The sequence below is a fragment of the Streptomyces ortus genome, assembly GCF_026341275.1.
Taxonomy (GTDB): Bacteria; Actinomycetota; Actinomycetes; order Streptomycetales; family Streptomycetaceae; genus Streptomyces; species Streptomyces ortus.
On sequence record NZ_JAIFZO010000002.1, the window covers coordinates 762,901 to 783,374 of the forward strand.

At 73.5% G+C, this 20,474-nt stretch carries 11 protein-coding genes; 4 read left to right on the forward strand and 7 right to left on the reverse strand.

Features of this window, described 5'->3' with window-relative positions:
• Nucleotides 1-69 precede the first annotated feature (69 nt).
• The 4 genes from K3769_RS06640 (at nucleotide 70) to K3769_RS06655 (ending at nucleotide 7,590) form a co-directional block, all read left to right on the forward strand.
• A complete protein-coding gene (locus K3769_RS06640; protein ID WP_267025510.1) occupies nucleotides 70-750 on the forward strand; it encodes a response regulator transcription factor in 681 nt (226 codons plus the stop codon).
• The gene (locus K3769_RS06645) at nucleotides 747-1,874 is read left to right on the forward strand and encodes a sensor histidine kinase (protein WP_267025511.1); all 1,128 of its coding nucleotides are present in this window, start codon (nucleotides 747-749) and stop codon (nucleotides 1,872-1,874) included. Before K3769_RS06640 ends, K3769_RS06645 begins: the two co-directional genes overlap by 4 nt.
• Before the next feature lie 291 nt (nucleotides 1,875-2,165).
• Complete coding sequence (locus K3769_RS06650; protein ID WP_267025512.1) at nucleotides 2,166-6,134, forward strand: Pls/PosA family non-ribosomal peptide synthetase; 3,969 nt, start codon at nucleotides 2,166-2,168, stop codon at nucleotides 6,132-6,134.
• 91 nt (nucleotides 6,135-6,225) lie between these two features.
• Nucleotides 6,226-7,590 carry a M1 family metallopeptidase gene (locus K3769_RS06655; RefSeq protein ID WP_267025513.1) on the forward strand — a complete coding sequence of 455 codons (1,365 nt, stop codon included), beginning with the start codon at nucleotides 6,226-6,228 and terminating at the stop codon, nucleotides 7,588-7,590.
• A 270-nt stretch (nucleotides 7,591-7,860) separates the two neighbouring features.
• Here K3769_RS06655 and K3769_RS06660 read toward each other — a convergent pair whose 3' ends face one another.
• The 7 genes from K3769_RS06660 to K3769_RS06690 form a co-directional block, all read right to left on the reverse strand.
• Nucleotides 7,861-8,727 (reverse strand): peptidoglycan-binding protein, encoded by an 867-nt coding sequence (locus K3769_RS06660; RefSeq protein WP_267025514.1) that lies wholly within the window; start codon nucleotides 8,725-8,727, stop codon nucleotides 7,861-7,863.
• A 3-nt stretch (nucleotides 8,728-8,730) separates the two neighbouring features.
• A complete protein-coding gene (locus K3769_RS06665) occupies nucleotides 8,731-10,293 on the reverse strand; it encodes a DUF6519 domain-containing protein (protein ID WP_267025515.1) in 1,563 nt (520 codons plus the stop codon).
• An 80-nt stretch (nucleotides 10,294-10,373) separates the two neighbouring features.
• Entirely contained in the window at nucleotides 10,374-12,566 is a 2,193-nt protein-coding gene (locus K3769_RS06670; protein WP_267025516.1) for a hypothetical protein, read from the reverse strand.
• Nucleotides 12,566-16,465 carry a putative baseplate assembly protein gene (locus K3769_RS06675; RefSeq protein WP_267025517.1) on the reverse strand — a complete coding sequence of 1,300 codons (3,900 nt, stop codon included), beginning with the start codon at nucleotides 16,463-16,465 and terminating at the stop codon, nucleotides 12,566-12,568. The genes K3769_RS06670 and K3769_RS06675 overlap by 1 nt, the downstream gene beginning before the upstream one ends.
• A complete protein-coding gene (locus K3769_RS06680) occupies nucleotides 16,462-19,725 on the reverse strand; it encodes a putative baseplate assembly protein (protein WP_267025518.1) in 3,264 nt (1,087 codons plus the stop codon). The genes K3769_RS06675 and K3769_RS06680 overlap by 4 nt, the downstream gene beginning before the upstream one ends.
• Nucleotides 19,722-20,108 (reverse strand): GPW/gp25 family protein, encoded by a 387-nt coding sequence (locus K3769_RS06685; RefSeq protein WP_267025519.1) that lies wholly within the window; start codon nucleotides 20,106-20,108, stop codon nucleotides 19,722-19,724. Before K3769_RS06685 ends, K3769_RS06680 begins: the two co-directional genes overlap by 4 nt.
• Nucleotides 20,105-20,458 (reverse strand): hypothetical protein, encoded by a 354-nt coding sequence (locus K3769_RS06690; protein WP_267025520.1) that lies wholly within the window; start codon nucleotides 20,456-20,458, stop codon nucleotides 20,105-20,107. The genes K3769_RS06685 and K3769_RS06690 overlap by 4 nt, the downstream gene beginning before the upstream one ends.
• Nucleotides 20,459-20,474 lie beyond the last annotated feature (16 nt).

Here is a 20,474-nt window from a genome sequence, read left to right on the forward strand (position 1 = left end):
TCTGCCGGAGCGCCGCCCCGGGGACGCTCCTTATGTGGCTGCAATAGCCGGCTTGCTTCCATGGGGATCATGAGGGTTCTGGTAGCCGAAGACCACCGGGTGCTGGCGCGCACCATCGCGACCGGCCTGCGCCGCCAGTCGATGGCGGTGGACGTCGCCGAGACCGGCGACCAGGCCGAGCGGATGTGTCTGCTGACCGACTACGACGTACTGGTCCTGGACCGCGATCTGCCGGTGATGACCGGCGACGAGGTGTGCCGGCGGCTGCGGGAGCTGCGGGACCCGCCCCGCATCCTGCTGCTCACCGCCGCCGCCGGGATCACCGACAAGGTGTACGGGCTGCAGGAGCTGGGCGCCGACGACTACTTGGCCAAGCCCTTCGACTTCGCCGAACTCGTGGCCCGGGTCCGCGCCCTGTCCCGGCGCGCGCCCAAGCCGTCGCCGGTCGTGCTGCGCCACGGGGGCATCACCCTGGACCGCGCCAGACGTGGGGTCGAGGTGGACGGTTGCCCGGTCGGGCTCACCCCCAAGGAGTTCGCCGTGCTCCAACTGCTTCTGGAGGCCCACGGTGACCACGTCTCCCACCGGGACCTGGTCCGCACCGTCTGGGACGAACACCTGGACCCGCGCACCAGCGCCGTGCGGACCACCGTCAGCAGACTGCGCGGCAAACTGGGCGGTCCGGGCGTCATCACCGCCGACGCGGGTCTTGGCTACCGTCTGCACGGCGTCCCCGGGCCGCTGCGATGAGCCGGCCTCGCGCCCTCGACGCGCGTGACGTCCTGTCCCGACTCCCCTTCCGTACCCGGCTCGCGGTCGCCTTCAGCGCGCTGTTCCTGCTGGCCGGAACGGCCCTGCTCGCCTTCGTCGTGGTCCTGGCCCGGTACGGCACCGCGCGGCAGGTGGCGGGCATCGAGGCGGAGCCCGTGGGGGACGGCATCTCCCTGCGGAAGGTCGACACGACGGTGCGGGCGGTCCAGGACGCGGCCTTGGAACAGATGGTCCTGTGGTCCGGCATCGGCCTGATCGTCATGGCGCTCCTCGCCGGGCTGACCGGCTGGTGGCTCGCCGGGCGCGCACTGCGGCCGGTCGCCGCCGTGACCGAGGCCGCCCGCCGGATCGGTGACACCAACCTGGACGAGCGGCTGGCCCTGACCGGACCGGACGACGAACTGCACCGCCTCGCCGACACCTTCGACACCATGCTGGACCGGCTCCAGCGGGCCTTCGACAGTCAGCGCCGTTTCGTCGCCAACGCCTCGCACGAGCTGCGCACCCCGCTCGCCGCGCAGCGGGCGAGCATCGAGGTCGGGCTGGCCGACCCGCTCCCCGGCCACCTCGTCGGGGTCCGCGACGACCTGCTCACCACCAACCGCGAGGCCGAACAGCTCATCGCTGCCCTGCTCCTGCTCGCCCGCAGCGAGCGCGGGCTGGAAGAGACGGAGCCCGTCGATCCGACGGGGATCATCGCCACCTCGATCACCGAACTCCGCCCGCTCGCCGCGGAGATGGCGGTGGAGATCCACGCCCCCGTCGGCACCCTCCTCCCGCTGAACGGCGATCCGGTACTGCTGCGCCACCTGATCACGAACCTGCTCCGCAACGCCGTCCAGTACAACCGCCCTCGGGGCCGTGTCGACGTGAGCCTGACCGGCCGCACCCTCACCGTCACCAACACCGGCGGTCCCGTGGACCCCGCCCGGCTCGACGACCTCTTCGAACCGTTCCGCCGCCTGGGGCAGGACCGCGTCGGCACCACCGGCCACGGCCTGGGCCTGTCCATCGTCCGCTTCATCGCCCACGCCCACGGCGCACAGGTCACCGCACGACCGGGGCCGGACGGCGGCCTGCGCATCGGGGTCACGTTCCCGTGACTCGCCGAGCCGAGGAAAAGGCCATCTCCCCGACACCTGGACGGCGTTCATCGCCGCGTTTCCGGCATGTGTGGGGCAGATCTCGTCAGTGTGACATAACTCCATGTCAGAGAGGTGCTGAGGCCGCTCCGGGCGCCCCGCACAGGCCACTTCGCGTCGCCAGGACGCGAGGCCGGCGCTAGCGTCGTACTAAAATTCCACGCTTGTTCGGAGCTGAGTGGAATATCCCCAGGCATACCTGCGGGCCCGCCTGCTCCCCCGGTGCGTCCGGGTACGACATGTGAGGACCCGATGGCAGCCCTCCAGCATGGCCCCGCGTTCCAGTTGTCCGACGACGAGGTACGGGCCGAGTTCGGCGACCGGGCCCGGTTCTCCGCGGCGTCCGCACCTTCACCGCGCACGCTCGTCGACATCCTCGACGCCTCCGTGCGCGCGTACCCCGACGAGCCCGCCCTCGACGACGGCCGCCGGGCCCTGACCTACCGCGAGCTGGCCATAGAGGTCGAGGCGTTGCGGCGGCGGCTGAGTGAGGCGGGTGTCGGTCCCGGGGACCGTGTCGGCGTGCGGGTGCCGTCCGGCAGCAATGAGCTGTACGTGGCGATTCTGGCTGTCCTGGCCGCCGGGGCCGCCTACGTGCCGGTGGACGCCGAGGACCCCGACGAGCGCGCCGAACTGGTCTTCGGGGAGGCCGGCGTACGGGCCGTCGTCGGGGCCGGGCACGAGCTGACCGTCGAAGGGCGCAGTGAGGAGCCCGCCGCACGGCCGGGGACCGAGCACGACGCGTGGATCATCTTCACCTCCGGTTCGACGGGCAGGCCCAAGGGTGTGGCCGTCAGCCATCGCAGTGCCGCCGCCTTCGTGGACGCCGAGGCCCGTCTCTTCCTCACCGACGACCCGATCGGGCCCGGCGACCGGGTCATGGCCGGGCTGTCCGTCGCCTTCGACGCCTCCTGCGAGGAGATGTGGCTGGCCTGGCGGTACGGAGCCTGTCTGGTGCCCGTGCCGCGCTCCCAGGTGCGCAGCGGGGCCGACCTCGGGCCGTGGCTGGTCGAGCAGGAGATCACCGTCGTCTCCACCGTGCCGACGCTGGCCGCCCTGTGGGAGCCGGAGGCGCTGAACGAGGTACGGCTGCTGATCTTCGGCGGTGAGGCCTGCCCGCCCGAGCTGGTGCAGCGCCTGGTCACCGAGGGGCGGGAGGTGTGGAACACCTATGGGCCCACCGAGGCCACCGTCGTCGCCTGTGCCTCGCTCATGACCGGCGACGAGCCCATCAGGATCGGGCTGCCGCTCGACGGGTGGGAGCTGGCCGTGGTCGACGAGGCGGGGGACCCCGTGCCCATGGGTGGCAGCGGGCAGCTCGTGATCGGGGGCGTGGGACTCGCCCGCTATCTCGACCCGGAGAAGGACGCCGAGAAGTACGCCCCGCTCGAATCGCTCGGCTGGGAGCGCGCGTACCGCAGCGGTGACCTGGTCAAGGCGGAGCCGGAGGGGCTGGTCTTCCTCGGGCGGGCCGACGAGCAGATCAAGCTCGGCGGGCGCCGGATCGAGCTGGGCGAGGTGGACACCGCCCTCCAGGGGCTGCCCGGGGTCGCGGGCGCCGCCGCCGCCGTCCGTACCGCGCGCGGCGGGAACCAGCTCCTCGTCGGCTATGTCGTGCTCCAGGACGACACCCGGGACGACGACGCTCAGGACGACAGCACTCAGGACAGCGGCACCCGGAACAGCGGCCCTCAGGGCAGCGGGGGCCGGGAGCGCTGGGACCACGCGTCCGCCGTCGAGCGGCTGCGGGCCGAGCTGCCCGCCGCCCTCGTCCCGCTGATCGCCCTCGTGCCCGGGCTGCCGACCCGTACCTCCGGCAAGGTCGACCGGAACGCGCTGCCCTGGCCGCTGGAGAACCTGGCGACCGGCGGACCGGCCGAGCAGCTCTACGGGACCGAGGCCTGGCTCGCCGAGCAGTGGAGCGAGGTGCTGGGCATCCCGGTGTCCTCCGCCCGGGACGACTTCTTCTCGATCGGCGGGGGCAGTCTCGCCGCCGCCCAGCTCACCACGCGGCTGCGCACCCGCTACCCGAGCGCCGCCGTGCTCGACATCTACCAGCAGCCGGTGCTGCGCAAGCTGGCCCGGCATCTGGAGAAGTCAGCGCAGGGCGACGGGGCCGAGCGGCTGATCGCGCCGGTTCCGCGGCGGGCCCAGGCCGTCCAGCTGCTGGTGCTCGTGCCGCTCTTCGCGCTGGTCGGGCTGCGCTGGACGGTGGCGCTGGCCGCGCTCGGCAACGTGCTGCACTGGTTCGGGGCGTATCCGTGGGCGCCGACCGCCTCCTGGTGGCTCGTCGCCCCGTCGGCCGTCCTGCTCTTCAGTCCGCCCGGCCGGCTCGCGATCGGGGCGGGCGGCGCCCGGCTGCTGCTTCGCGGTGTACAGGCCGGCCGGTATCCGCGGGGCGGCAGTGTGCATCTGCGGCTGTGGACGGCCGAGCGGCTCGCCGAGTTCAGCGGGGCGACCTCGCTGACCGGGTCCTGGCTGGAGCGGTACGCGCGGGCGCTGGGCGCCAAGGTCGGTCCTGACGTCGATCTGCACTCGCTGCCGCCGGTGACCGGACTGCTGAAGCTCGGCCGTGGTGCCGCCGTGGAGTCCGAGGTGGACCTGTCGGGGCACTGGCTGGACGGCGACCGGCTGGAGATCGGCCCGGTCAAGGTCGGCGCACACGCCGTCGTCGGCACCCGCAGCATGCTCTTCCCCGGTGCCCGGGTCGGCAAGCGGGCCGAGGTGGCCCCCGGTTCCGCCGTCGCCGGGCACGTGCCGACCGGGCAGCGGTGGGCCGGTGCGCCCGCCGTCAAGCTCGGCAGGGCCAAGCGGGACTGGCCCAAGGAGCGGCCCCAGAAGGGCACGTACTGGCGGGTGATGTACGGGGCGACCGGCGTCGCGCTGACGATGCTGCCCGTGGTCGCGGGGCTCGCCGCGCTGCTCGTCGTGGGTGTCTTCGTCTCGCCGGACGCCGGGCTCGCCGACGCGCTGAAGGGCGCCGCCGTGGCGCTGGTGCCGGCGACGCTCGCCTTCGGTCTGACGTTCGCGCTGCTCCTGCTGGTGGCCGTGCGGCTGCTCAGCCTCGGGCTGCGGCCCGGTACGCATCCGACGCACAGCAGGACCGGCTGGCAGGCCTGGACGGTCACCCAGCTGATGGACCGCTCCCGCGAGACGCTGTTCCCGCTGTACGCCGGGCTCGTCACACCGGTGTGGCTGCGGCTGCTCGGGATGCGGATCGGGCGGGGCGCCGAGGTGTCCACCGTGCTCGCGCTGCCGAGCCTGACGACGGTCGGCGAGGGCGCGTTCCTCGCCGACGACACACTGACCGCGCCGTACGAACTGGGCGGCGGCTGGATGCGGATCGGACGGGCCGAGATCGGGCGCCGGGCGTTCCTCGGGAACTCCGGGATGACCGGACCCGGCCGCTCGGTGCCGGACGGCGGTCTGGTCGGGGTGCTGTCCGCGACCCCGAAAAAGGCCAAGAAGGGCAGCTCCTACCTCGGGCTGCCGCCGGTCAAGCTGCCGCGCTCCACGCAGGACGGCGACCAGAGCCTTACGTACGACCCGCCCGTGCGGCTGCTGTGGGCGCGCGGGCTCGTCGAGCTGTGCCGGATGGTGCCCGTCTTCTGTTCGGCGGCCCTCGCCGTGCTGACGGTGGCGGCGCTGAGCGCGCTCGGGGCGTGGGCCTGGGCGCTCGCCGGGGTGGTGCTGCTGGGCGCGGGGGCGGCTGCCGGGCTGCTGTCCGTGGTCGCGAAGTGGGTGCTCGTGGGGCGGCACCGGGCCGGTGAGCACCCGCTGTGGAGCGGTTTCGTGTGGCGCAACGAGCTGGCCGACACCTTCGTCGAGGTCGTCGCCGTGCCGTGGCTGGCCGGGTCCGTGCCGGGTACCCCCGTCATGAACCTGTGGCTCCGCGGCCTGGGCGCCCGGATCGGCAGGGGTGTCTGGGTGGAGAGCTACTGGCTGCCCGAGACGGACCTGGTGACACTGGAGGACGCGGCGACGGTCAACCGTGGCTGTGTGCTGCAGACCCACCTCTTCCACGACCGGATCTTGAGGACGGATACTGTGGTCCTCCGTGAGGGCGCCACCCTGGGCCCGGGCGGAATCGTTCTGCCCGGCAGCACCGTCGGGGCGCGCAGCACCCTGGGACCCGCGTCCCTCGTCATGGCGGCGGAATCCGTTCCCGACGACACCCGCTGGCTGGGCAACCCGATCGAGGCGTGGCGTTCCCCGGCGTGATGTTCCCGGGGGCGAGGCGCCTCGTGCGGTGCCCGGGGAAGGCCGACGGGCACGCCGTACGAGCACAGCGCAGGGAGCAGATACTTCAGTGGTGCAGCAGACAGTGGGAGCGGATCCGTACTTCCCGGCGAACGGCGATCCCCGTTACCGGGTCCATCGGTACGAACTCGCCCTGGACTACCGTCCGGGACCCAACCGGCTGTCCGGCACCGCGCGCCTGAACGCCATAGCGGGCCGCTCGCCGCTCGCCGAGTTCCAGCTGAACCTCGCCGACTTCCGGATCGGGCGGGTCAGGGTCGACGGGCGGACGACGCACTACACGCACCGCGGCGGGCGGCTGCGGATCCGCCCGGGGAAGGCGATCCGCACCGGGGCCGCGTTCACCGTGGAGATCCACTGGTCGGGCAATCCCAAGCCGGTGCGGAGCCCGTTCGGCGGGATCGGCTGGGAGGAGCTGGAGGACGGGGCGCTGGTGGCGAGCCAGCCGGTGGGGGCGCCGTCCTGGTACCCGTGCAACGATCGGCCCGCCGACAAGGCCTCGTACCAGATCGCCGTGACCACGCCGTCGGCGTACTCGGTGGTGGCGGGCGGGCGGCTGCTGACGCGTACGGCCAAGGCGTCCACGACCACGTGGGTGTACGAGCAGGCGGCGCCGACGTCCAGTTATCTGGTCGGGCTCTCCATCGGCAAGTACCAGACCGTGCTGCTCGGTGACCCGGGGCTCGGCGGGGTGCCGCAGGCGGGGCACATTCCGGCGCGGCTGCTCACCGAGTTCTCGCGGGACTTCGCGCGGCAGCCGGCGATGATGACGCTCTTCGAGGAGCTGTTCGGGCCGTATCCGTTCGGTGAGTACGCGGTCGTGGTCACCGAGGAGGAGCTCGATGTGCCCGTGGAGGCGCAGGGGCTGTCGCTGTTCGGCGCGAACCATGTGGACGGGGGGCGGGGGTTCGAGCGGCTGGTCGCGCACGAGTTGGCGCACCAGTGGTTCGGGAACAGTGTGAGCATCGCCGACTGGCGGCACATCTGGCTGAACGAGGGGTTCGCGAAGTACGCGGAGTGGTTGTGGTCGGAGCGGTCGGGGGGGCGTAGCGCGCAGGCGTTGGCGGGGCTGGCGCATCGGGGGCTGGCCGGGAAGCCGCAGGATCTTCGGCTGGCCGATCCCGGGCGGAAGCTGATGTTCGACGACCGGCTGTACGAGCGGGGCGGGTTGGTGTTGCACGCCGTGCGGTGTGCGTTGGGGGACGAGGCGTTCTTCCGGATGTTGCGGGGGTGGGTGACGGTTCATCGGGGTGGGGCGGTGACCACGGCGGCGTTCGAGGCGCATGTGGCTCGGTATGCGGCTGAGCCGTTGGATGCGTTGTTCGCTTCTTGGGTTCACGAAACCGCGTTGCCGGCGTTGCCGGTGGCGGGGGTGGCGATTCCTGACCGGCCTTCTTATCCGCCTAGTGGGGGGTAGGGGGCGGGGGGCTTCGGCGGGGGTGGCTGGATCGTGCGAGGCCGTTGCTGTTGGAGTGCGCAGTTCCCCGCGCCCCTGAAGCAGGGCGCCCGGGTGGGCGGTGGTGGGAAGGTGCGGGTTCGCTGGGGCTGGAGTGCGCCGTTCCCCGCGCCCCTGAAGCAGGGCGCCCGGGTGGGCGGTGGTGGGAAGGTGCGGGTTCGCTGGGGCTGGAGTGCGCCGTTCCCCGCGCCCCTGAGGGCAGGGCGCCCCGGGGGGCGCCCTGGTGGGGGGTTAGGTTGGTTTGGGGACCTTTAGGGCTGTCCATGTTGATTTGCCTGGGATTCCGTCCGCGTCCTTGCCGGTGAAGCCGCGTTTCTGTTGCCAGGCCGCGTAGGACTTGCGGTCCGCTTCCGTCCAGTTGGGGCCCGGGCCCGATTCGTAGCGGCCACAGCCTTCCGCCACCAGGCGGCGGCCCATCGCCGTGATGACCGCGGACTTCTGGCCGACGTGGAAGAAGTCGCTGCCGGGGAAGGGGACGTACGACGGTTTGGGGGGCGTCGTGGGCCTGCCCTTCAGGCGGGCCGCTATGCGCGTGCGCATGCTGTCCATCGTGAAGCCGCGCGGGTCGACCTTTCCGGGCTGCCACTCCTTGTGGCCGATGACCGACCGCTCGCTCCAGCCGTGGGCCCGGCAGATCGCGGCCGAGACCTTCTCGATCGCCTCCTTCTGGACCTCGGGCCACGGGTCGTCGCCGTCGCCGAGGTTGATGCACTCGAAGCCGTAGAAGTGGCGGTTGCCGTCGGTGTCCGCCTCGTTGTCGGACGGGAGTCTCGTCTCGTTGACGACGGCTCGCAGCACGTCCCCGTCGCCCAGGCCCGCGTGGTTGGCGCGGCCGTTGCCGACCAGGTGGACATGGCCCTTCTTGTCGATGACCCCGTGGCACAGCGGGCCGGGCAGGCTCGCGTAGCCGTCGTAACAGATGTCGACCGAGGCGGCGGTGCCCGAGGTGACGGTGTGATGGATCATCACGCCGTTCAGCGGGCCCCAGGCGCCCTTGCTGTTGCGGTTGTGGGTGCGCCAGTTGCGGACCTCGTGGACCGTCAGGCCCTCCGCGCGCAGGATCGCCACCAGTTTGGATGCGGTCAGTGGTGTAGCCATGGGTTACTTGTCTCCTTCCGGGGCCGCGGCATTCTCCGCTTCGGCCGTCTCTGCGCGCTGTTCCTCCTCGCGGGCCCGGGCCTCCGCCGCGAGCGTCGCCTCGTCCGCCGCCGGGATGTCGGTGGCGAGGGGCGCGAAGGCGAGGCGCAGGTCCACCGCGCCCGCCTCGCCCTTGACCAGGGCCAGCGGCGCGAAGTGGCGGGTGATGCCGGCCGGCCGCCGGAGCAGGGGCCTGCGGGAGCCGTCGACCGGCCATTCGACACCGCCGGTCGCGGTGCGGGCGGGCACGGTCCAGTGGTCCCCCGTGCGGTAGGCGCCGCCCTTCGCGAAGTACACCTCGATGCCGTCCTCCAGGGGCAGCCACTCCCCCTCCGTGACGGGCACCGCGCCGCCCCGCAGGGTGGTCGTACGGCCCTTGCGGCGCGGCCCCTCGTGGTGGTCCCAGCGGCGCAGGAACGGATTCAGGTGCGGCAGCCGCCCGACACCCGGCCCGGGCTCCGCCGACAGGCGTACGCGGCGGCCGGGAAGGTCCAGTTCCTCGACCCTCAGCAGGGGCAGGGGTTCGAGGCGGGAGGCGTACGCGGTGTCCGTGAACTCCACGCGGTCGCCCACGTCCAGGTCCAGCTCGGAGTCGTGGCCGAGGGAGGCCAGCTGGACCCAGGTGCCGTCCAGTTCGTCCACCGGGAAGACCACGGAACCGTTCTCGCGCGACCACTTGAACGTGGCGTCCTTCGCCGCGCCGCCCGCGTGGATCTCCACTCGGTACAGCTGGTTCTCCGGGCCCCGGTAGCGGGCGTCCGGCTTGACCAGGCAGGGGTCCTCGTCCGCGTGGCCGGGGCGTTCGGCGCGGGCCGCGAGACGGGACGCGGACAGGGTCTGCCCGGCCGCCCAGCGCGCGAAGGCCGCGCGGACCGTGTCCTTCGACGGTTCGGGCTCCTCGATGTCCAGGTCGGCGAGCGCCAGCGGCAGGACCTGCCAGACGACCTTGGCGCGGGCGGCGGTGTCCGGCATCGCCGCGCCGAGCGCCACCTCGCGCAGCGCCGGGTCCTCGGCCGCGGTGACCGCGCGCTCCCAGACCCGGAGGTAGGCGACGAAGGGTGCTCGGGCGGGCGAGGGCAGCCGGTCGCCGGGCTTCTCCGGGTCGCGGAAGCCGTCCGGCTGGTCCCAGTAGGTCCAGTGCGGGGCCGGCCGCACGGTGTCCTGCCCGCCGGTGTCCGCGCCGTCCGCGCCGGGCGTACCGTCCTGCGCGTCCTCGTCCGGTACCGGGACCCCGGCGTCCGGGCGGTCCGCGTCGCACAGGATGCCGTCGACGTAGTAGCGACCGCCGTGGATGTGGAGGGTGTCGATGTCGTGCTTGCCGCCGACGTACTCGATCCGGAAGCCGGCCGCGCCGCGCGGGCCGCCGTGCGGGCCGATCAGGTCGGTGGTGAGCGCGCGGGCCTGATGGAGCTGGATGGCGGTCTGTTCGTTGGCGTCGGCGTCGAGCTGGACGCGGCCCTGCTGGGCTATGACCGCCGAGTAGTGCCGCTCCGGGCGGAAGGTGGAGCGGGAGAGGTCTGCGTGCATGAAGGGGGTCCCCCTGGTCGGAAAGTGCGGTTCGTCGAAGTCATGGGCGGCGAAGGTGGGACGGGCCGCCTCCGGCCGGTCTACGTCACGAAGAAGATCCCGGCGTCCGTGCCCGCGGGCGTGTACTCCGCGAGCCGCGCCCGCAGGTTGTCCTCGCGCTGGGGCCGGTACAGGTCGTGGAAGGCGCCCAGTTCGGCCCCGTCCTCCGCGCCGCGCCCGATCTCCTCCGCGACCCCGTCGGCCAACAGCGCGTACCAGGGCGTCCCGTAGCGCGTGGACGTGAAGCGCGGGCGTACGCGGAGGGCCCGGCCCGGGCCCTGACCCGCCAGGTCCGGCCAACAGCGGTACCTGCGGGGCGTACGGGAGCCGGTGGGCACGTACGAGAAGCGCAGGCAGCCGATGCCCCGGCGGGCCACGTGGAGGCGGCCGGTGAAGAGCGAGTTCTCGGCGATGCGGACCGCGTGCGTGTGGATCTCGCCGATCACGGTGGTGCGGTGCAGGTGCAGGACCGCGTGGGCGTGCCGGCAGTCGGGGGCGGAGAGCGCCTCGCGGTCGTCGGCGGTGGCGTCCAGGACGCTGTCGCTCAGGTGGATGTCGAGGGGGTCCTCGGAGACCTCGTCGCCGATGACCTCGATGGTGCCGAGGATGCTGTGCTCGACCTGGAGGCACGCGGTGGTGCGTTCGAGGACGATGCTCGGTTCCTCCGGGGAGTGCGGGTCGCACTCCGGTTCCAGGGACCAGCCGGGCACGAGGGTGCAGTGGCGTACGACGACGGCGCCCATCGGGCCGGTGACGTTGATGCCGCGGCCGGTGACGAGCAGCCCGTCGAGCACGATCCGGGGCCGCTCGCCGGGGGCGCAGTCGTCCGACACCGCACGGATGTTGAGGGCGTCGGGGCGGTTGCTGTACCAGTCGAGCAGCCGGATGACGGGGCGGGTGCCCTCGGCGGCGCGCAGTTCCAGCCGGTCGCCCGGATCGAGGTCGAAGTCGAGCTGCTCCTGGTAGGCGCCGCTGTGGGTGATCTCGATGATGCCCTCGGGGCCGCAGTTCCCCGCCCGGCGGTCGTGCTGCCAGGCCCGGTAGGCGTCCATGATCTGCCGGTGGGTCTGGCCGGGGCCGACCCGGAACACGGTGGCGTCCGGGCGGGGCTCGCGGTCGCGTGCGTACTCGCCGCCGCCCAGGTCGGCGGCGGACGCGTGGTGGTAGTCGACCCAGACGCCCTTGCGGGGCGCGGTCCGGGCGCCGAAGGCGATCCGGCCCAGCTCCGGGTCGACGGCGACCTGGCCGCGCTTCGGGCGGTAGCGCCAGTCCGACAGGTCGGCGACCACCAGGTCCGAGGGCGGGACGGGCCGCTCCTCGCCGTCGCGCCGGATGACGAGGCTCTTGCCGGGGCCGTAGAGGTCGGCGAGACGGTCGTGGAGGCGGCGGCGACGGATGAACGCGGGGACGTTGTCGATCTCCGCGATGTGGTGGGGCGAGGGCTCGGGAACGGGCTTGGTGACGAGCGGGGTGTCGTTGCCGAGGATGGAGAAGGTGTAGAGGTTGCGGGCCCGGTCGACGCAGTACGCGGGTGACGACGTCAGCGAGTGCGCCTTCAGCCGCCAGACGTGGAGAGCGACGCCCGCCGGGGTCCAACCCCCCTGCCGGTGACGGGAGTCGGCCCGGCGTACGTCGGCCGAGCGGGCCACCTCGCCGAAGGGGCCGCCGGCGAGGTCGAGCGCGGAGCCGTCCCGCAGGTCGGCGCGCCGCCCGCGGGCGGCGCGCCCCGCGGGGGCCGCGCCTGCTCCGTACAGCTTCACGGGCTGGTGGTGGGAGACGTGGCGGGAGAGTTCGACGGCGCGCGCGGGCCAGCCGGCCACGTCCTCGGAGAGTTCTTCGAGGAGGTGGAGGGTGCCCTTGCGGCGGCGGTTCGCGACCGTGGCGGCGACGTCGGCGCGCGGTGCGACGGCCTCGGTGAGCGCGGCCGGACTCCCGCCGCGCAGCCCGGTGGTGAGCCCCCTCCCCCAGCCTTCGGCCGGGGGGACCCCCATCTCGCTTCGCTCGTAGCCGGGCAGCGTGCGATAGCCCACCAGGTCGCCGAGGTAGGGCAGCACCCAAGGAGCCGCCGTCTCCACGAACAGGTCCTCGTAGCCCTGCTCGACTCCTTCGCGTACGAGGTCCAGTTGCTCGGCCATGACGGCGAGGAGCGCGCGCAGGGGTTCGCCCTCCTGGGCGTCGCGCAGCCGGTGCCACCGGGGAAGCAGCTCGGCGAGTCCGTCCGGTTCCCTGGACATCAGTTGACCTCCGTCAGGATCAGGGTGTCCGCGGCCCTCGGCGACAGCAGGGCGAGCTGGGCGGGGCGGATGCCGCGGAAGACGTACACCGAGCGGCCCCTCGCCAGGCGGCGGGTGTCGGTGATGTCGGGGTTGAGGCGCAGGAGTTCGGCGAGCGGGACTCCGTACCGGGCACAGATCTCCGACAGCGTCTCGCCGTCCCTCTCGCGCACGGTGTGGATCTTCTCGTCGTACGTGGCTCCGCGCGCCGGGACCGTCGCCTTCGGCAGGCCGGGGGTCGCGAGGAGCCGCGTGAGTTCTTCGACGGTCGTGGAGGCCGCGACCCCTGTGAAGACGTCGACGTCCACGTAGTCGACGCCGGGCACCCGGTGGGCCGTGGCAAGGATGTCGGAGAGCCGGGCGGGCTGCCCCAACTCCCGTCCCTCGAAGCCGAGTCTGCGCAGGAGGGCCTGCCGCAGTCGGGGTTCGACGAGCTGCCAGGAGTAGTCGGGTGAGACCTTCACCTTCGCGGAGACGAGGAGCGCGACGAGTTCGCGGGCGTCCACGCGGACCGGGAGGTTCGGGTCGCCGTACTCGGTGAGGGCCGCGCGCAGGGACCGCAGGAGGGGCGAGTCGCCGCCGTCGCCCGCTCCGGCTCCGGCGATCGGCACGTCGTCCGTGCCCGCGACGGTCACATGCAGTACGCGCCGTCGGCCGTCGAAGAGTTCGCGTGCGGCGGCCCGGCCGACGCCGGCCCGGGAACGGGCGAAGTCCTCGTAGTCGGCCTCGGACACCAGACGGTCGAGGGCCGAGACGGCGAGCGGGATCGTGCGGCGGGTCAGGGCGGGTCCGTCGGCGTCCGCGCCGCCGGTGGCCGGGCGCGGGTTGGTGACCGCGGAGACGCCCAGGGGCCGGGTGAGGGCCTGGGTGACGCGGCCCGCGGCGACGTTGGCGGCCCGGCCGGTGCCGAAGCGGTAGCGGGCGTGGATGTTCTCGTGGCCGCCGGGCAGCCGGGCGCCGTGGACGCCGTCGCCGAAGGTCACGGTGGTGCGGCCGTCGGCGGTGCTGCCGGTGATGTAGAACCGGTCGCGTGGGCCGCGTCCGGCGAGGCTGTCGACCTCGTGCCAGAGCACGCCGTCGGCCCTGATCTCCAGGACGGGGGTGGCGCCGAGCGGGTTGTCGTCGGCGAGCCACGTGAGGGGCGACTGCCAGAGCGCGAACGTCTGATTGGCCCGGTCCGGGTCGCCGCTGCCGATCGCCTCGTCGCGGGACTCGCCGTGTGTCGCCTCCACCACGTTGCCGAGGATGCGCACGCTGTCGCGGCGGTAGCGGTACGTCAGGTCCGTGGTGAGTGTCAGCTCGGTGTGGACGTGGTCGCCGGGCAGCCGCGGGTCGATCGCCGGTTCGGCGGTGGCGACGGTGACGACCTCGGTGGCCCGTACGGCGGTGGCGCCGGGCAGGTCGCCGCGCTCTCCGTCGACGATGAGGGTGCGGCCGGGCCGCAACCCGTCGTACAGCTCGGCGAGTTCGATCTCGTTGCCGTGCACGTCCTCGCCGAGCGGTTCGTCGGCGAGGCGCAGCGGTTCGCCCGCCGCGTGCACGGTGGTGTCCCGGATGTGCGAGAGCAGGACGTCGAACTCGTCCAGCCACGGGTCGGCCAGGACGAGTTCGGTGCCCCGGCCTGTGATGCCGTAGTTCGTGTACGCGGCCGTCCGCGCCGACACGACCTTCGTGGTGACGTACGCGAGGGCGGGGTCGCCCGGGATGCCGCCCTCGGCCCCCTTGGTGGGGCGCTGGATCGCCACCCAGCTGCCGACCGTGATGCCGTCGCGCACCGAGTCCAGCTGGAGCAGGCGGCGGTTGGCGGGCGCGGGTTTCGAGGCGATGACCACCTCGACGTTCGGGGCGGCGCTGCCCACGGTGTACGTGAGGCTCACCTCGTACTCGCCGTGCGTGAACTGCTCCGGGACACCCGGGCGGAGGGTGACCTGTTCGGTGGTGCCGTTGTGGACGCCCACGTGGACCAGGCCGTCCCCGTCGGGGCGCGACACGAAGAGGGCGCGCTCGGGCAGGCCCGCCCGCAGGACCGCGGTGACGCCGGGCTCCTGGGTGTCCGCGGGCCGCCTGGTGAGCCGGTTCGGTTCGCGGTCCTGGCCCGCGTGGGTGGACAGGTCCACCTCTCCCGTGCCGAGGCGGAAGGTGACGGGCACGGTGACCGGGAGGTTCTCCGCGCGCTGGTCGGAGCTGCCGCCCTCGACGTACTGGAACTCGGCCCGCACCGGCGTCCTGCCCGCCGTGTCGAACACGACGCGCATGCTGACCAGCAGGGCGCCGGTGAGGGGCCAGTCCGCGGTGCGGATGACCCGGCCCCGGTCGTCCTGGACGGGTTTGAGCGGGGCCATCGCGCCGAAGGGGGCGGTGGTCACGCGCAGGGCGAGGAGTTCGCGCAGGAGCGGTGGGGTGCCGGGGACGGCGGCCGTGCGCCAGGCCGGGTAGAGGCCGCTCAGGCCGGGGTCGAGGACCGAGAGCAGACGGGCCGTGTCCGCGCCGGGGCGGCGGGGGCGCGCCCCGGCGGCGGGCGAGGGTGCCCGGCCGCGCAGAGCGGGCAGGAGGCCGCCGAGGGCCTGGAAGGCGGCCTCGTGACGACCGGTCGTCGACGCCGGCTCGCGCCGGGCCACCGACGCCGTGGAGGCCGCGCCGGAGACCGTCGCGGAGGCCGCCGGGCGGGTCGCCGTGGAGTCCTCCCCCGCCTCCTGGGGAACCGGCTGGGCGGGCGCCAACTCCAGGGCGCGCTCAGCCAGTTCGGCCAGGACTGCCTCCAGTCGCTCGAACCAGGCCGCCACGTCCTCGTACGGTGTCGCGAGGACCTGGGCCTCGCCGAGGCGTGCGACGGGCTCGGCGAGGCGGGCCGCGAGGCTCTCCGGTGTGCCGAGGCCGTCCAGGTCGGCGCGCAGCGGGGCGAGGACCTGGTCGTCGAGGTCGTCGATCAGACGGCTGACCGGGCGCGGGTTGGGCACCTGCGGGGTGGGCGGTTCGTCGCCGGGCTCGCCGGGGGTCGCGGGCTCGCTGGTCCAGCGCCGTACCTCGTCGACGAGTTCCCGGAAGGTGGGCGAGGCCGAGCGGGGCAGACCGATCGCGGTGACGTCGTCGTCCCGGTCGACCCGCACGCTCGCCACGGGCAGCAGCAGCCGCCGCGCCCCGGCCTGTTCGCCGAAGACGAAGAGCAACTGGTCGCCCACGGCGAGGGAGTTGGCCGTGCCCTCGACGAAGAGCGCCGACCGGCGTTCCAGGTCCTCGGGGGTGAGGAGCGAGGGGCGGCGGCGCCGGACCTTCAGCTCGTTCCAGTCCCAGCGGGCCGTCAGGTCGCGGCTCGTCTCGAAGGTCTGCGACTCCTCGTCGGCGGACGCGGGCACGCTGTGGCTGCGCGCGCCCCGCGGAACGACCACGGGCAGGGTCTCGGCGCGCGGGTCCCGTTCGAGGGTGTACGCCAGATGGGTGGCGGCGGCGACTCCCGGACGCGGCCGGTGGCCGACCAGCCGGCCCAGCAGCACCAGGGAACGGTGTTCGTCGGCCGTACGCAGATAGGCCTCGTCGGCGATCCGCTCGGAGTGGAAGGTGAGCAGGTCGCCCAGGACGGCGGTGGCGTCGAGCAGGCCGATCGCCGGGTCGTCCGGGGTGCGGACCGTCAGGCCCCTCAGCGCCGGGTACGCGGGTGAGGCGAGCCGGTCGAGCAGGGCGGCCAGGAAGGAGCCGTGGTCGCCGACTCGGTAGTCGAGGGCGGTACGCCCGGGAGGGTTGTGGAGGGGGGCGGGGGCGAGGCGTTCGTCATGACCGCCGCACGCGCCGCCACCGCACCCGGTGCCGCCGCCGGGGCCGTTGCCGTCGCCGCATGCTCCGCCGCAGGTGCAGTCGTCGCTCATCGGGCACCTCCGAGGGAAATCGTCAGCCGGCCGTTCTCCGGTCGGTCGGGGTCGTTGTCGCAGGTGGCGATCTCCAGCGGGCCGAGCCGCAGCACGCCGTCCTCCCTCTCTCCTCGGTCCTCGTGGAACTGCCTTCGCAGCCGGGTGACATGGACGCTCTCCACGCCTGCCACCGCCGCCGCTACGGCGACCAGACGGCTGAGCCGGACCGGTTCGCCGAAGGTGAGCGCGTCCGGGTGGAAGAAGCCGAGCCGCCCGCCCGGGAGACGGCCCCGGCCGAGGACGCGGTACAGCTCGGCCAGGATCTGCCCGTGCTGGTGGCCCGGCAGCGCGCAGACCCGCAGCGCGATGTCGAGCGGCACCGGCCGGGCGGGTCCCACGACGAGGTCGTGGCCGATACGGCGGTACGCCTCCAGGGCCTGGGTCACCTCGGCGAGCAGCCCCGGGGAGGGTTCCCCGGTGCCGTACGCGTCCACGGCGATGTGGGCCTCCTGGCCGCTGCCGGTCCAGCGGAGCGTGGCGGCGGCCCGCTGGACGCCGGGCAGGGCGGCGGCGAGGGCCGCGTAGTCGTCCGCGGTGACGGCGCGCAGCCGGGTGCGGCGCAGGTCCAGCGGGGCCGACTGGCGTACCTGCTCGACCGGTTCGGGTTCCGTGCCGCCGACGGCGGGCAGCGGGTTGCGTACGCCGGCCACGGCCGGCCGTTCGCAGTCGGCGGTGAGCACGAGGTGGCCGATGGCCTCCGCGCCCACGTTGCCCGCGGTGCCGCCGCCGAGCCGGTGGCGGAGTTCGAGCCGGGTGCCGGGGGTGGGCCGCGCTCCGTGCCGGCCGTCACCGAAGCGGAGGGCGAGGCGGCCGTCGTCCCGCAGCTCACCGACGAAGTGACGGTCGCGGGGCGTGCTGTCGAGGAGATCGCGACGCGGCTCCCAGACGGTGTCGCCGTGCGGGTCGTGGTGGCCGCCGTGACTGTGGTCGCTGCCCCGGCCGCCGTGGCTGTCGTCGCCGTGCCGGCCGTCACGGTCGTGACGGTCCTCGTGCAGCCGGACTGCGGGGAGTGCCTTGCGCGGGTCGTGGCGGAGGGCCGCCGAGGCGGGGCCCCGCAGGACCTGCTCACCCGGGTGCAGTCCGTCCGCGTACACCGGGCCCCAACTGTGCGCGATCTCCCAGGCGATGTGTCCGTCGAGGACCGTGCCCGCGCGGGCCCGTGCCGTGAGCACCTCGACGCGCCGGAGCTTGGCGTGCAGCAACCGGTCGCCGCGGAAAAGGAGTTCACGCAGGGCCCGGACCGGGTGGCGGCGCAGTTCGAGCCGTTCCAGGACCTTCAGGCCGTAGAGCACGGTGAGTTCGGCGATCTCCTGTTCGTCGAGCCCGTCGCGGTCGCGGGCGCTGCGCCACAGTTCGGTGAGCCGCTGCTCGACACGCCCCGGGATGGCGGCGATCCGCTCGGCCTGCCCGGCGGCGACGGCCCCGGGGTCCGGGAACGGCACGGCCTGGGTCACGGGTGCGCGGCCGAGCACGGGCCGGAAGCGGGGTGCGATGCCCGGGTACACGGACTGGGCGAGCAGTGTCCGCAACGCCGCGGCCTGGGCGTACGCCGTGCCCGGCACGACCCGTCCGGCGCTCTCCGTGCCGTCGTGGCCGGGCCGCCGCCCGGTGAGTTCCAGGCCGAGTCCGGCGCGTACGGTCGCGTCCTCGCCCACCACGGCGAACAGCTCGCGCAGGTCGTCGGGGGTCAGTGGTTCGCCGCACTCCGCCTTGTCCGTCAGGGAGTCGATGAGCCGGGCGGGGCCGTTGCCCTCGTCGCGGTCGGCGCAGCCGAGGGCCGGTGCGCCGCAGGAGCCGACGACGGCGGGCCCGGACGGTACGGTCACCGTCTCCGGGAGGTCTTCACCGCACCAGTTCAGTGAGCGGCCGTGGTCGACGAGGACGACGTTGCCGCGGGCGACCGTGACGTCCTCCAATGGCTCGCAGCCGCGTCCGGCGTGCGTGGTGAGGCACAGCGGGAAGCGCAGCGCGTCCTCGGCGGCCCAGGTGATCTCCAGGACCGGCTGGTCCTCGATCCGGTCGACGGCGGGGGTGACGGAGGTCAGCCGGACCACCTGCCGGTGGGCGGAGTCGGCGTCGCCCGGGGTGCCGGTGCGCGGCCCCTTCACCTCCTCCAGGACCAGCAAGTCCCCTGCCCGGAGGTCGAGTCGACGCTCCTCGCAGGTCTTTGTGTCGCGCCACTCGTCGCGCAGGGTCGCGGCCGTCGCGCCCCGGGGCAGCGCGCGCACCTCACCGCCCCAGGTCCAGAGCCGGATCATGTTGTGGGCGGACCGCAGTTCCAGCGGGTCGGCGGTCGCGACCGGTTCGAAGACCTCCACGGAGCCGCGCTCGTCGAGGTCGGCGAGGTCCCCGTCGCCGATGACCGTGCCGGGCGCCGGACGGTCGTGCGGGTCGAGGGAGCGTACGTCGACGGAGGCGAAGCGGTACGTGCCCGGGGGCAGCGTGTGGTCGCCCGCGCTCTCCACGGTGACGTAGGCGCGCGCGTTGCACCCGTCGTGCATCGCGTAGTCGATGAGCCTTACGTGCCGGCGGACCGAGATCCGGCGGCGCGCGGTGTCGAGGTAGGCCTCCGTGGCGACGGCGTCCTGCTGATGGCTGATCTGGTCGCCGGTGTACGCGAGCATCTCGACGAGCGTCGTACCGAGGTCGGCGGGGTTGCGCTCGATCCAGTCGGGGGTGGTGAGGGCGAGCCGGTCGAGGAGCAGCTTGCGGATGGTGTCGTAGTCGCGGGCGGTGTAGTCGACGACGGGCGCCTGCGGGAACTCCCGGGCCGGGTGGGGCTCGTCGGCGCAGTCGAAGGGGGTCGGGCAGTCGGGGCGGAAGGTGAAGGAGGCGCTGTGGTAGCGCTGGTCGAAGCCGCGGTACGGCTCGGTCCCGGGACGGCCGTACGGATCGGCCTCGACCAGGGAGAGCCGGTAGCGGGAGGAGTCGCCGGTCCGGTCGAGGGTGACGTAGAGCCGGTCGTCGAGTTCGGGGTCCTCCTCGCGCTCGACGCCGAGGTCGACGACGGTGAGGCCGGTGAGGCCGTCGACGCGCCGGCCGCCCTCGATGCGTACGTTCTCGGCGCACAGGCCGTGCGGGGCCTTGCCGAGGAAGGTGACGGTGAGGGTGAGCCCGTCGTCGCTCACCTCGACCGCGTCGACTCCGTTGAGCTGGGCGGCTCGTGCCTTCGCCCGCCGGGAGGCGGTCGTGCCGCGGGTGGTGCCGGAGGCCGTCATGCCGCGGCCCTCCCTTCGAAGACGTCGTCTCGGCGCGTCCCGGTGGAGCGCACGGCGTAGGAGAGGTGGACCCGGATCGTGTCGTCCTCGCCCACCACGTCCAGGGCCTCGATCTCGACGAGGTCGCCGAGCCAGCGCTGCAGGGAGGCCTGCACGGACAGTTCGACGGTGCTGGTCAGTTCGGGGCTGTTGGGCGCGAACACCAGGTCGAGCAGTCCGCAGCCGAAGTCGGGGCGCATCACCCGTTCGCCGGGGCTGGTGAACAGCACCTGTTCGATCAGGTCGCGGACGTGCTCGTCGTGGCGCGCGTGCGCGGTGCGGCCCCGGCGGTCGGCCCGGAAGGGGAACGCGATGTCGCTGCGGGGGTGGGTGCGTGGGCTCATCGGACGGTCACCTTTCGCCGGTCGGCCTGGACGACGGGCGGTCCCTGCGGCACGAACGCGGCCGTGAAGCACTCGGCGGCGGAGATGTCGAGCAGGACGGGCGAGCCGCCGGCGGTCACCCCGGTGTCGCCGGACGTCCAGCGGACGGACACACACGGCTCGGGCACCCCGTCGACGGTGTGCGGGCAGCCGGTGACGACGTACGCGTGTGCCGCCGTGACCACGGGACGGCCGTCCATCAGCACGGTGGAGTCGGATGCGGTGGCGGTGGCGGCGCGCCCGCCGTGCGGGCAGCTGATCACGGCTCCTGCGCCGAGCAGTCCCCCGGACGCCCCTGTCGCTCTGGACACTTGATGGTCCCCCGTC